This window comes from Pseudomonas sp. WS 5010, from assembly GCF_012985565.1.
Taxonomy (GTDB): Bacteria; Pseudomonadota; Gammaproteobacteria; order Pseudomonadales; family Pseudomonadaceae; genus Aquipseudomonas.
Map to the genome: position 1 here is coordinate 906,498 of NZ_JAAQWQ010000001.1, position 12,476 is coordinate 918,973.

Consider the following 12,476-nt stretch of genomic DNA (forward strand, 5'->3'; position numbering starts at 1 on the left):
CCTTAAGGCAGCAAGCTCTTCACGTTGATCGGCTCGGCTTCGTTTTGTGCGGCGCCCTTGGGCTTACCGGCAACGGCCATACCTGCAACACGATAGAAGTTGTAATCAGGGTTTTTACCGGGACCAGAGATCAGCAGATCTTCTTTCTCGTACACCAGGTCCTGACGTTTGAACTCGGCCATCTCGAAATCCGGTGTCAGCTGGATCGCGGTGGTCGGGCAAGCTTCCTCGCAGAGGCCGCAGAAAATGCAGCGCGAGAAGTTGATGCGGAAGAAGTCCGGGTACCAGCGACCGTCTTCGGTTTCAGCTTTCTGCAGGGAGATACAGCCAACCGGGCACGCCACGGCGCACAGGTTGCAGGCTACGCAACGCTCTTCGCCATCGGGGTCGCGGGTCAGTACGATCCGGCCGCGATAGCGCGGCGGCAGGTACACCGCTTCTTCCGGGTATTGCAGGGTGTCGCGTTTGCGAAAGCCGTGACCGAACACCATCACCAGGCTTCGCAACTGGGTACCGGTACCCTTAACGATGTCGCCAATATATTTGAACATGGGTCAAATCCTCACTGAACCGCGCCCGCTGGCGTGTTCAACAACACAACGGCAGCAGTCACCAGCAAATTGATCAGGGTCAGCGGCAGGCAGAAGCGCCAGCTGAAATCCATCACCTGGTCGTATCGTGGGCGCGGAATGGAAGCGCGCAGCAGGATAAACAACATGATGAAGAACGCGGTCTTGAGGAAGAACCAGAAGAACGCCAACTGCGGCAGGATGCCGAACGGACCGTGCCAGCCGCCGAAGAACAGCGTGACCAGCAGGGCCGAGATCAAGATGATGCCGATGTACTCACCGACGAAGAACATGCCCCATTTCATGCCGGCGTATTCGATGTGGTAGCCGTCGGCCAGTTCCTGTTCCGCTTCCGGCTGGTCGAAGGGGTGACGGTGAGTCACGGCCACGCCAGCGATGAAGAAGGTACAGAAGCCGAAGAACTGCGGAATGATGAACCACAGGTTCTGAGCCTGGTACTCGACGATGTCGCGCATGTTGAACGAGCCCACCTGCACCACGATGCCCATCAGCGCCAGGCCCATGAACACTTCGTAGGACACAGTCTGGGCCGAGGCCCGCAAGCTGCCCAGCAGGGCGAACTTGTTGTTACTGGCCCAGCCGGCGAACAGCACCGCATAGACCGACAAACCGGCCATGGCGAAGAAGAACAGCAAGCCGATGTTCAGGTCCGCCACGCCCCAGGTCGGGGTGATCGGGATGATCGCGAAGGCGATCAGCAAGGCGCTCATGGCCACGACCGGTGCCAGGGTGAAGATCACCTTGTCGGCAAACGGCGGGGTCCAGTCTTCCTTGAAGAACATTTTCAGCATGTCGGCGGCGATCTGGAACATACCAAATGGGCCAACGCGGTTCGGACCGTAACGGTCCTGCCACCAGCCCAGCAGGCGACGTTCGACGAAGCTGAGCAGGGCGCCCGCGACGACCACGGCCAACAGGATCACGATGGCCTTGACGACCGAGATGATCACGTCGATCACTTCAGGGGTGAACCAGGTCATTGCGCTGCCTCCTGCAGACCGTCAACGGTTTGGCCAAAGATCGCAGGAGGAATCCCGGCGAGGCCTTTTGGCAGTGCAACCAGGCCAGCACCCAGCTCGTCGTTGATGCGCAGCGGCAGACGCAGGGTCTGGCCGGCTACGTTCAAGCTGAGCAGGGCACCGTCGTTGACGCCCAGGCGATCGGCTTCGGACTTGGCCACGGATACGTAGGCGGCGGGAATGCGCTCTTGCACCGGCGCGGCCTTGGAAGAGGTCTCTTCGCTGCCGAACAGGTGGAAGAACGGCACAACCTGCCAGGTGCCCTGGGCCGGGTTGAACGGACGCGGTACTGCAGCGAACCAGTTCAGCGAATCACCAGTGCTTTCGATCAGGCGGGTGCCCGGGTCGCCAGCGCGGATATGACCACCGACTTCGTCCTGGAACTTGTTCCAGGCCTGCGGCGAGTTCCAGCCCGGCGACCAGGCAAACGGCACCTGCTGACGGGGCTCGACCGAACCCGAGTAACCTTCCATGGAGAAGGCGAACGCGGTGTCGTTGTCTTGTGGGGTACGCGGTTCGTGCACGCTGATATCAGCACGCATGGCGGTACGCCCGGAATAACGCAGCGGTTCACGGGCCAGCTTCATGCCCTTGATACGGAACGCGGCGGACGGTGCGGCGTCGACGATACGCGCCAGTTGCGGTGCGCTCGCGGCGACGGCTGCGGTGACGTGGTCGAGCTGGGTCCAGTCGATTGGCTGGTTCAGCAGGGTCGCACGCAGGGCATGCAGCCAGCGCCAGCCTTCGTGAACCAGGATGCTGGCGTCCATGTACTTCGGATCGAACACCTGGAAGAAGCGCTGGGCGCGGCCTTCCTGGCTGACCAGGGTCCCGTCGCCTTCGGCGAAGCTCGCGGCTGGCAAGACCAGATGGGCACGGTCGCTGGTCGCGGTCTTTTGGTGATCGGCGACGATCAGTACTTTGGCAGCACTCAGCGCGGCATCGACCTTGCCCGCATCGGTGCGGGTGTACAGGTCGTTTTCCAGCACCACGATGGCGTCGGCACTGCCGTCGATCACGGCTTGCAGGGCGCTGTCCAGGGACTCGCCACCGAGCATGGCCAGGCCAAGGCTGTTGGCTTCCGGCACGACCAGGCTGATGGAGCCGTTCTTCTCGCGCAGCTTGAGGGCCTTGGCGATGTTGGCGGCGGCTTCGATCAGCGCCTTGGAACCCAACGAGGTACCGGCAATGATCAAAGGACGCTTGGCCGCGAGCAGGGCGTCGGCAATACGCTGGGCCAGGGCCACGGCTTCTGCGTCCAGGCCTTCGACGGCAGGGGCGCTGGCGTCGAGGGCGTGGGCCACGGCGAAACCGATACGGGCCAGGTCGTCAGGTGCTGCGTGCACGCATTCTTCAGCGATATCGTCGAGCTTGGTTTCGGCAAGGCTTGCGATAAACAGCGGGTTCAGCGCGTGCTGGCCGATGTTTTTCACCGCTGCGTCGAGCCAAGGCTGTACGCGCATGGCGTCGGCCATTTCTTCGGCCTTGCCTTTGACCGACTGGCGCAGGGACAGCGCGATACGCGCGGCGGTCTGGGTCAGGTCTTCACCGAGCACGAAGATTGCGTCGTGGTCTTCGATGTCGCGCATGTTCGGCACTGGCAGCGGGCTGTCATTGAGCACCTGCAGGACCAGGCGGATACGCTCCAGCTCGCCGGCTTCGATACCGCTGTAGAAGTGCTCGGCACCCACCAGTTCACGCAGCGCGTAGTTGCTTTCGAGGCTGGCGCGTGGCGAACCGATACCGACGATGTTGCGCCCGCGCAGCAGGTCGGCGGCTTTGTCCAGCGCCTCGTCCAGGCTTAGCTTGGCGCCATCGGCCAGCAATGGCTGGCGAGGACGGTCTTCGCGGTTGACGTAGCCATAGCCGAAGCGGCCACGGTCGCACAGGAAGTACTGGTTGACCGAACCGTTGAAGCGGTTTTCGATGCGCCGCAGTTCGCCGTAGCGCTCGCCCGGGGAGATGTTGCAACCGCTGGAGCAGCCATGGCAGATGCTCGGCGAGAACTGCATGTCCCACTTGCGGTTGTAGCGCTCGGAGTGAGTCTTGTCGGTGAACACACCGGTCGGGCAGACCTCGGTGAGGTTGCCGGAGAACTCGCTTTCCAGGACGCCATCTTCAACGCGCCCGAAGTACACGTTGTCATGGGCGCCGAATACGCCCAGGTCGGTGCCGCCGGCGTAGTCTTTATAGAAGCGTACGCAGCGGTAGCAGGCGATGCAGCGGTTCATTTCGTGGGAAATGAACGGGCCGAGGTCCTGGTTCTGGTGGGTACGCTTGGTGAAGCGATAACGGCGCTCGTTGTGGCCGGTCATCACCGTCATGTCTTGCAGGTGGCAGTGACCGCCTTCCTCACAGACCGGGCAGTCGTGGGGGTGGTTGGTCATCAGCCATTCGACAACGCTGGCGCGAAACGCCTTGGACTCATCATCGTCGATGGAAATCCAGGTGTTGTCGGTGGCCGGCGTCATGCAGGACATGACGATACGACCACGGGTGTCGTTTTCATCGGTGTACTGCTTGACCGCACACTGGCGACAGGCACCGACGCTACCAAGCGCCGGGTGCCAGCAGAAATAAGGGATGTCGAGGCCTAGTGACAGACACGCCTGTAACAGGTTGTCCGCCCCATCGACTTCGAGCGCTTTGCCGTCTACGTGGATAGTGGCCATGGTTCAAAGTTCTTCGTTGGCCCGTTGTCAGCGGGCGTGGCTAATGGAATCTTGTTATTCATGTGCATCAACACAGCCTTCACGGCGTCAGCACATGACAAGGCGAAGGGCACGGACCCTTCGCCTATTGAAGCGTTACGCGCCGACTACGATCGGCTTTGCCAGAGGCGGGACGGCGGCGCTTTTGGGCGCGATGCCGGCTTCGAACTCCGAGCGGAAGTACTTGATTGCGCTGCCCAGTGGCTCCACGGCGCCCGGTGCGTGAGCACAGAAGGTCTTGCCAGGGCCGAGGAAACCGACCAGGCCCAGCAGGGTTTCGATATCCCCCGGCTGGCCTTCGCCTTTCTCGATCGCCATCAGGAGCTTGACGCTCCATGGCAAGCCATCGCGGCACGGGGTGCAGAAACCACAGGATTCGCGAGCGAAGAACTGCTCCATGTTGCGCAGCAGCGAGACCATGTTCACGGTGTTGTCCACCGCCATCGCCAGGCCGGTACCCATCCGGGTGCCCACCTTGCCGATGCCGCCGGCATACATCTGTGCGTCGAGGTGCTCGGGCAACAGGAAACCGGTGCCGGCACCGCCTGGCTGCCAGGCCTTGAGGGTGTAGCCGTCGCGCATGCCGCCAGCGTAGTCCTCGAACAGCTCGCGGGCGGTCACGCCGAATGGCAGTTCCCACAGGCCAGGGTTCTTGACCTTACCGGAGAAGCCCATGAGCTTGGTGCCCATGTCTTCGCTGCCTTCGCGGGCCAGGGATTTGTACCAGTCCACGCCGTCGGCGATGATCGCCGGCACGTTGCACAGGGTCTCGACGTTGTTCACGCACGTAGGCTTGCCCCACACGCCAACGGCGGCGGGGAAGGGCGGCTTGGAGCGCGGGTTGGCGCGGCGGCCTTCGAGGGAGTTGATCAGTGCGGTTTCTTCACCGCAGATGTAACGCCCGGCGCCGGTGTGCACGAACAACTCGAAGTCAAAACCCGAACCGAGGATGTTCTTGCCCAACAGGCCTGCGGCCTTGGCTTCGGCCACGGCACGGTTCAGGTGTTTGGCGGCGGTGGTGTATTCGCCCCGCAGGAAGATGTAGCCCCGGTAGGTTTTCAGCGCACGGGCGCTGATCAGCATGCCTTCGATCAGCAGATGGGGCAGTTGCTCCATCAGCATGCGGTCTTTCCAGGTGTTGGGCTCCATTTCATCGGCGTTACACAACAGGTAACGGATGTTGATGGATTCATCTTTTGGCATCAGTCCCCACTTCACACCCGTGGGGAAGCCTGCGCCGCCGCGACCTTTGAGACCAGCGTCCTTCACGGTCTGGACGATATCGTCCTGAGCCATGTCGGCAAAGGCTTTGCGCGCAGCGGCGTAACCGTTCTTGGCCTGGTACTCGTCAAGCCATACAGGCTCGCCGTCGTCACGCAGGCGCCAGGTCAGCGGGTGGGTTTCGGCCGAACGCTTGATCAGGTTGGCCGGGCCAAAGGAAGTCAGGGTCATGGGTAGCCCTCGAGCAATTGGGTGACGCCAGAGGCCTGCACGTCGCCGAATGTGTCGTCGTCGATCATCAACGCCGGCGCTTTGTCGCAGTTGCCCAGGCAGCATACCGGCAGCAGCGTGAAGCGCCCGTCTGCAGTGGTCTGGCCCAGGCCGATGCCCAGCTTGCTCTGGATCGCGTCGACCACTGACTCGTGGCCACCGATGTAGCAGACCATGCTGTCGCACACGCGAATGATGTGGCGGCCGACCGGCTGGCGGAAGATCTGGCTGTAGAACGTCGCCACGCCTTCCACATCGCTGGCCGGGATGCCGAGGATCTCGCCGATGGCGTAGAGGGCGCCGTCGGGCACCCAGCCACGTTCCTTCTGGACGATCTTCAAGGCTTCGATCGACGCCGCGCGCGGGTCTTCGTAGTGATGCAGCTCGTGCTCGATGGCCGAGCGCTCGGTTTCACTCAAGGTGAAACGGTCTGTCTGGATAAGCGTGCTGTTCATGCTTAGCGGTCCACGTCGGCCATAACGAAATCGATACTACCCAGGTACGCAATCAAGTCCGCGACCATCTCGCCTTTGATCACCGAAGGGATCTGCTGCAAGTGGGCGAAGCTTGGGGTACGAATCCGGGTGCGGTAGCTCATGGTGCCGCCATCGCTCGTCAGGTAATAACTGTTGATACCCTTGGTCGCTTCGATCATCTGGAAGGACTCGTTGGCCGGCATCACCGGGCCCCACGAGACTTGCAGGAAGTGCGTGATCAGGGTCTCGATGTGCTGCAGGGTGCGCTCTTTTGGCGGCGGCGTGGTCAGCGGGTGATCCGCTTTGTACGGGCCTGCCGGCATGTTGCGCATGCATTGCTCGATGATTTTCAGGCTCTGGCGCATTTCTTCGACGCGCACGATGCAACGGTCGTAGGCATCGCCATTGGCTGCCAGCGGAACTTCGAACTCGAAGTTCTCATAGCCGGAGTACGGGCGCGCCTTGCGCAGGTCGAAGTCGCAACCGGTGGATCGCAGGCCAGCACCGGTGACGCCCCATTCCAGGGCCTCTTTGGTGTTGTAGGCAGCGACGCCGATGGTCCGGCCCTTGAGAATACTGTTGTCCAGCGCAGCCTTTTGGTACTCGTCCAGACGCTTGGGCATCCAGTCGATGAATTCCTTGACCAGGCGCTCCCAGCCGTTCGGCAGGTCGTGGGCCACGCCGCCGATGCGGTACCAGGCCGGGTGCAGGCGAAAGCCCGTGATGGCTTCGATGACCTTGTACGCACGCTGACGGTCGGTGAAGGTGAAGAACACCGGGGTCATGGCGCCGACGTCCTGGATATAGGTACCCAGGAACAGCAGGTGGCTGGTGATCCGGAAGAACTCGGCCATCATGATGCGGATGGTGTCGACGCGGTCTGGCACCTTGATGCCCGCCAGCTTCTCGACCGAGAGCACGTACGGCAGGTTGTTCATCACGCCGCCGAGGTAGTCGATACGGTCGGTGTACGGGATGAAGCTGTGCCAGGACTGGCGCTCGGCCATCTTCTCGGCACCACGGTGGTGGTAGCCGATGTCCGGCACGCAGTCGACGATTTCTTCGCCGTCCAGTTGCAGGATGATACGGAAGGCACCGTGGGCCGAAGGGTGGTTCGGGCCCAGGTTGAGGAACATGTAGTCCTCGTTGGTGCCGGAACGCTTCATGCCCCAGTCTTCCGGACGGAAGCGCGCGGCTTCTTCTTCAAGCTGCTGCTTGGCCAGGTTGAGGCTGAACGGATCGAATTCGGTGGCGCGGGCAGGGAAGTCCTTGCGCAGCGGGTGACCTTCCCAGGTCGGCGGCATCATGATGCGCGTCAGGTGCGGGTGGCCCGGGAAGTCGATCCCGAACATGTCCCAGACTTCACGCTCGTACCAGCTGGCGTTCGGCCAGATACCGGTCACGGTCGGGATGCTCAGGTCGCTTTCCGAGAGGGCGACCTTGATCATCACGTCGCTGTTACGTTCCAGCGACATCAGGTGATAGAACACGGTGAAGTCGGCGCCGCTCGGCAGCCCCTGGCGCTTGGTGCGCAGACGCTCGTCCACGCCATGCAGGTCATAGAGCATGACGTACGGCTTGGGCAAGTTGCGCAGGAAGGTCAGGACTTCGACGAGCTTGGCGCGCGCCACCCACAGCACCGGCATACCGGTGCGTGTGGCCTGGGCGGTGAAGGCGTCAGGGCCAAAACGGTTATTGAGTTCGACGACCACATCCTGGTCGTCTGCCTTATAAGGCGGGATATACAGAGCACTGCCTGTAGTCATGGTTTTTTATCGCTTTCGGTCAACGTAAAGAATGAGGCCAGGTTTTCGTTCTATAAAAGAAGCGGGCTGGATCAGACTTCGTCGGGGCTGCGCAGGTTGGTGACTGCGATTCGCTGTTCGCGGCGCTGTTCCTTTTGCGAAGGCATCTCGGCGCGGTACACGCCTTGATCACCGACGACCCAGGACAGTGGGCGACGCTCCTTGCCAATCGATTCCTGCAACAGCATCAGGCCTTGCAGGAAAGCTTCAGGGCGGGGCGGGCAGCCAGGCACGTAAACGTCCACAGGCAGGAACTTGTCCACCCCCTGAACTACGGAATAGATGTCGTACATGCCACCGGAGTTGGCGCACGAACCCATGGAGATAACCCACTTCGGCTCGAGCATTTGCTCGTAGAGACGCTGGATGATCGGCGCCATCTTGATAAAGCAGGTGCCGGCGATAACCATGAAATCCGCCTGGCGCGGTGATGCCCGGATAACTTCGGCGCCAAAGCGCGCGATGTCGTGGGGCGCCGTGAAGGCAGTGGTCATTTCCACGTAGCAGCACGAAAGGCCGAAGTTGTACGGCCACAGGGAATTCTTGCGCCCCCAGTTGACCGCGCCACTCAGCACGTCTTCCAGCTTGCCCATGTAGATGTTTTTGTGGACTTGGTCTTCTAACGGATCGGAGACGGTTTCCCGTTCGCCGATGGGGTACTGATCGTTAGGAGCATCCGGGTCGATCCTGGTGAGATTGTATTGCATCGCCAAAGCCTCATTGTTTCAGCTTCGCTTGCCGCTTGCGACGAGCTTCCGGAGCCCAGTCAAGGGCGCCCACTCGAAATAGGTAGACAAGGCCTGCCAACAGAATTGCTATGAAAACGAGGGCTTCGACGAATCCGGTCCAGCCGCTTTCGCGGACGGACACAGACCAGGCAAAGAGAAAGAGGGCTTCGATATCGAAGATCACGAACAACATCGCGACCAGATAGAATTTGGCTGAGAGCCGCAAGCGGGCGCCACCTGTAGGTAGCATGCCGGACTCGAACGGTTCGTTTTTGCTGCGGCCCCAGGCTTTTGACCCGAGAAGGCTGGAGACACCGAGCATGAAGGCGCAGAGGCCGACAACACCGAGGAGGAAAATGGCAAAGCCCCAGTTGTGGGCCATGAGTCCTGTCGCTTCGGTCATGCTGGAAATCCTTAACAGAGAGCAAAGGTCTCTGAGCTCGAAAAAGTAACGACGCAGTGACGATATGTCGCAGCGCAATCAATCGCGGTGATTTTATGGCTAAACACCTAGCAAGTAAAATTCCTGTAGCTAAATTATTCGCTGAAATAAGGACATAGTGCACCTTTATGGGGCTGTAGCCCAGACGCTGCGGGCATTAGCTTGATTTTAATCAATTGTGTTTTGTTTAGGGTGTAACGAAGTTTTATTGCTCTAAATGATAATGAATATTGTTTGCAAGAGTTTTAAGCGGATAATGAGCGGGGCGCAGGGAAAGTTGTTGTTACTTGCCCGTTTGGCGCAAGTTGCCAGCGCGCAACTTTTAACTGATTTTTTCTGGGCGAATACCGCTCTGGATCAAGGTTTTGCGCAAAAAACACCAGGCTGAGCGCATTTTCATTGTGGGAGCGGGCTTGCTCGCGATAGCGGTGTGTCAGCCAGCACTTTCTTGACTGACATATCGCTATCGCGAGCAAGCCCGCTCCCACATTTTGATCTTCACTGGGTCCGGAGCGATTTTTCAGGCAAAAAAACGCCCCGAACCAGTCGGGGCGTCAGATCGTGCGGCACTGCGGTTAGCTTTCTATCGGGCCCGCAATGGCCGTGTACTCAGTTTACTCAGTGGAACTGTTCTTCTTCGGTCGAACCGGTCAGCGCGGTCACGGACGAGGTGCCGCCCTGGATCACGGTGGTCATGTCGTCGAAGTAGCCAGTGCCCACTTCCTGCTGGTGCGCCACGAAGGTGTAGCCTTTGGCGGCGTCAGCGAACTCCTGCTCCTGCAGCTTCACGTAGGCAGTCATGTCGTTGCGGGCGTAGTCGTGCGCCAGGTTGAACATGCTGTGCCACATGTTGTGAATGCCGGCCAGGGTGATGAACTGGTGCTTGTAGCCCATGGCGGACAGTTCGCGCTGGAACTTGGCGATGGTCGCGTCGTCCAGGTTCTTCTTCCAGTTGAAGGAAGGCGAGCAGTTGTAGGACAGCAGTTGGTCCGGGTATTCCTTCTTGATCGCCTCGGCGAAGCGACGGGCTTCGTCCAGGTCTGGCTTGGCGGTTTCGCACCAGATCAGGTCGGCGTACGGCGCGTAGGCCAGGCCACGGGCAATGGCTTGATCCAGGCCTGCACGCACCTTGTAGAAACCTTCCTGGGTGCGCTCGCCAGTCACGAACGGCTGGTCGTACGGGTCGCAGTCCGAAGTCAGCAGGTCAGCGGCGTTGGCGTCGGTACGGGCCAGGATGATGGTCGGCGTGCCGGCTACGTCAGCTGCCAGGCGGGCAGCGGTCAGCTTCTGTACGGCTTCCTGGGTTGGAACCAGGACCTTGCCGCCCATGTGGCCGCATTTTTTCACGGAAGCCAGTTGGTCTTCGAAGTGCACGCCGGCGGCGCCTGCCTCGATCATGCTTTTCATCAGCTCGTAGGCGTTCAGTACGCCACCGAAACCGGCTTCGGCGTCCGCCACGATTGGCGCGAAGTAGTCGATGTAGCCTTCGTCGCCCGGACCTTTACCGGCTTTCCACTGGATCTGGTCGGCGCGGCGGAACGAGTTGTTGATGCGCTTGACCACGGTTGGCACGGAGTCCACCGGGTACAGCGATTGGTCAGGGTACATGGACTCGGCGGAGTTGTTGTCCGCAGCCACTTGCCAGCCGGACAGGTAGATCGCCTGGATGCCGGCCTTGACTTGTTGCACAGCCTGGCCGCCGGTCAGGGCACCCATGCAGTTGACGAAATCTTTCTCGGGGCGGAAGGACGGCTTGGCGCCCTGGGTAACCAGCTTCCACAGCTTCTCGGCGCCCAGTTTTGCAAAGGTGTGCTCAGGTTGAACCGAGCCGCGCAGGCGGACGACGTCAGCAGCGGAGTAAGCGCGAGTCACGCCTTTCCAGCGTGGGTTTTCAGCCCAGTCTTTTTCAAGGGCTGCAATTTGCTGTTCGCGTGTCAGTGCCATGGGGAAAAACCTCGTCGCGTCTTTGTGGAAAAACTACTGGGTTGAAAATTCCGTTTGCCAGCCACGTATTCAGTGCGTGGTTATGGCTGCTCGCTGACCAGAAGCTTAGGCGGTCAAGTTGGGCTTGGCGGGGAAGGCGACGGGATGAACGATAGGCTCAAGGGAGAAAGTGAGCAGGTAGAGGCGAACCGAGAACAGTCTTCGGGCGTCGTGGGCCTTGGTACGATCCATCAGTGTGTTGCCGAGTTACCTGGTTAGCTTCCGTCCCTCGGGACAACTTCGTTCCAGTCGCAACCTCGTCAAACACGCCTTGTGGGCGGTACAGACACGAATCGGCTCAGGTGGGTAACTTGGAGCGACGATCCGAAGGCCCTTGCCAGGGCCCCTGATTAGCGGGAGCGAGGCCATCATGCCCATGCTTTTTTGGATCGTCAAATGTTTTGTAGTGCTTTTTTTATGGCACTACATCTTTGGTCTAATACGACTAATCAGTCAGTTTTTGGTGCTTCAGTTCAAGGCCTCGACTTTGACCCGCACTGTCAGGTCATCCCGGCCCTGGGTCGAGTAGGTGCGGGTTGTGCCCTGTTTGTCGGCCTGGGTCTGGCGATTGATGCCGGCCAGGGTGATCCACTCGCCCAGGCGCCCGCTGACGGTTGTGTCGGTACTTTGCACGTTCACTACATCGGGACGTTCCTGGCTCATGCGGTCACGATTGGTGCTGATGCTCAGGTGCACGGTCTCGCCGGTGACGCTGGCGGTCACGTAGAAGCCCTGGGTGACGTTGCGGTACTGGGTCTGGTTTTGCGGGCGGCCGTAGGCGTCGGGCTGGGTGGTGGTCAGGGGGACGCTCTGGCCGACCTGGATCAGCGCGGGCACACCTTCGCTGGCCTGGATCTGCTGGACCCCGCCCTCTCGGCTTTCGGTGCTGTAGGTAATGACCTGGCGGTTGGCCTGCTGATTGTTCTCATTAGTGTCGACGGTGATCAACAGGCGCTTGGACGGGGTGTCCAGCTGTGTGAGCAGGGCGCGCAGGCCCTGGATCTTGTCGGGTTCGGCATTCACGATCAGTTGATTGCCGTAGGCGCTGACCGTGCCGTCCTTGCCAATGAAATTCTGCGCCACGGGTAACAGGTCGGCGCTGGTGCGGTTGTTCAGGGGTACGACTTCAGTGGCTGCCATTGCTGAAAAGCTGGCGGCCATGAGCAGGCTGGCGACTAGGGTGCGTAGGGACATGTCCGTTATCTCTGCAAGTCATTTGGGCTTGATGGTG

General features: G+C 60.5%; 10 protein-coding genes. All 10 read right to left on the minus strand.

Annotation, left to right across the window (positions count from 1 at the left end; all coding sequences use genetic code 11):
- Positions 1-2 precede the first annotated feature (2 nt).
- The 10 genes from nuoI to HBO11_RS04380 all read right to left on the minus strand — a co-directional run bounded on the left by nuoI (position 3) and on the right by HBO11_RS04380 (position 12,439).
- A complete protein-coding gene (nuoI, locus tag HBO11_RS04335) occupies positions 3-551 on the minus strand; it encodes an NADH-quinone oxidoreductase subunit NuoI (protein WP_003174725.1) in 549 nt (182 codons plus the stop codon).
- A gap of 11 nt (positions 552-562) precedes the next feature.
- Positions 563-1,570, minus strand: a complete 1,008-nt coding sequence (gene nuoH, locus HBO11_RS04340) for an NADH-quinone oxidoreductase subunit NuoH (protein WP_017737147.1) — start codon at positions 1,568-1,570, stop codon at positions 563-565.
- Positions 1,567-4,281: an NADH-quinone oxidoreductase subunit NuoG gene (gene nuoG / locus HBO11_RS04345; protein WP_169954351.1), complete on the minus strand. Its 2,715-nt coding sequence runs from the start codon at positions 4,279-4,281 to the stop codon at positions 1,567-1,569. Before nuoG ends, nuoH begins: the two co-directional genes overlap by 4 nt.
- Positions 4,282-4,416: 135 nt before the next feature.
- Complete coding sequence (nuoF, locus tag HBO11_RS04350; protein WP_169954350.1) at positions 4,417-5,772, minus strand: NADH-quinone oxidoreductase subunit NuoF; 1,356 nt, start codon at positions 5,770-5,772, stop codon at positions 4,417-4,419.
- Positions 5,769-6,266 (minus strand): NADH-quinone oxidoreductase subunit NuoE, encoded by a 498-nt coding sequence (gene nuoE, locus HBO11_RS04355; RefSeq protein ID WP_029293358.1) that lies wholly within the window; start codon positions 6,264-6,266, stop codon positions 5,769-5,771. The genes nuoF and nuoE overlap by 4 nt, the downstream gene beginning before the upstream one ends.
- Positions 6,267-6,268: 2 nt before the next feature.
- On the minus strand, positions 6,269-8,053 hold the full coding sequence (gene nuoC / locus HBO11_RS04360) for an NADH-quinone oxidoreductase subunit C/D (RefSeq protein WP_090402815.1): 1,785 nt from the start codon (positions 8,051-8,053) through the stop codon (positions 6,269-6,271).
- Positions 8,054-8,124: 71 nt separating this feature from the next.
- On the minus strand, positions 8,125-8,799 hold the full coding sequence (locus HBO11_RS04365) for an NADH-quinone oxidoreductase subunit B (RefSeq protein WP_012724951.1): 675 nt from the start codon (positions 8,797-8,799) through the stop codon (positions 8,125-8,127).
- 10 nt (positions 8,800-8,809) lie between these two features.
- The gene (locus tag HBO11_RS04370; RefSeq protein ID WP_003219575.1) at positions 8,810-9,223 is read right to left on the minus strand and encodes an NADH-quinone oxidoreductase subunit A; all 414 of its coding nucleotides are present in this window, start codon (positions 9,221-9,223) and stop codon (positions 8,810-8,812) included.
- Between the two features lie 657 nt (positions 9,224-9,880).
- Positions 9,881-11,206 carry an isocitrate lyase gene (gene aceA, locus HBO11_RS04375; protein ID WP_003219577.1) on the minus strand — a complete coding sequence of 442 codons (1,326 nt, stop codon included), beginning with the start codon at positions 11,204-11,206 and terminating at the stop codon, positions 9,881-9,883.
- Positions 11,207-11,713: 507 nt separating this feature from the next.
- A complete protein-coding gene (locus tag HBO11_RS04380; protein ID WP_169954349.1) occupies positions 11,714-12,439 on the minus strand; it encodes a secretin N-terminal domain-containing protein in 726 nt (241 codons plus the stop codon).
- Positions 12,440-12,476 lie beyond the last annotated feature (37 nt).

Excerpts from the sequence above, each read along its gene's own strand:
- nuoC (WP_090402815.1), bottom strand. The coding sequence starts at position 8,053 with ATGACTACAGGCAGTGCTCTGTATATCCCGCCTTATAAGGCAGACGAC.
- HBO11_RS04365 (WP_012724951.1), bottom strand. The coding sequence starts at position 8,799 with ATGCAATACAATCTCACCAGGATCGACCCGGATGCTCCTAACGATCAG.
- nuoF (WP_169954350.1), bottom strand. The coding sequence starts at position 5,772 with ATGACCCTGACTTCCTTTGGCCCGGCCAACCTGATCAAGCGTTCGGCC.
- nuoG (WP_169954351.1), bottom strand. The coding sequence starts at position 4,281 with ATGGCCACTATCCACGTAGACGGCAAAGCGCTCGAAGTCGATGGGGCG.
- nuoH (WP_017737147.1), bottom strand. The coding sequence starts at position 1,570 with ATGACCTGGTTCACCCCTGAAGTGATCGACGTGATCATCTCGGTCGTC.
- aceA (WP_003219577.1), bottom strand. The coding sequence starts at position 11,206 with ATGGCACTGACACGCGAACAGCAAATTGCAGCCCTTGAAAAAGACTGG.
- HBO11_RS04370 (WP_003219575.1), bottom strand. The coding sequence starts at position 9,223 with ATGACCGAAGCGACAGGACTCATGGCCCACAACTGGGGCTTTGCCATT.
- HBO11_RS04380 (WP_169954349.1), bottom strand. The coding sequence starts at position 12,439 with ATGTCCCTACGCACCCTAGTCGCCAGCCTGCTCATGGCCGCCAGCTTT.
- nuoE (WP_029293358.1), bottom strand. The coding sequence starts at position 6,266 with ATGAACAGCACGCTTATCCAGACAGACCGTTTCACCTTGAGTGAAACC.
- nuoI (WP_003174725.1), bottom strand. The coding sequence starts at position 551 with ATGTTCAAATATATTGGCGACATCGTTAAGGGTACCGGTACCCAGTTG.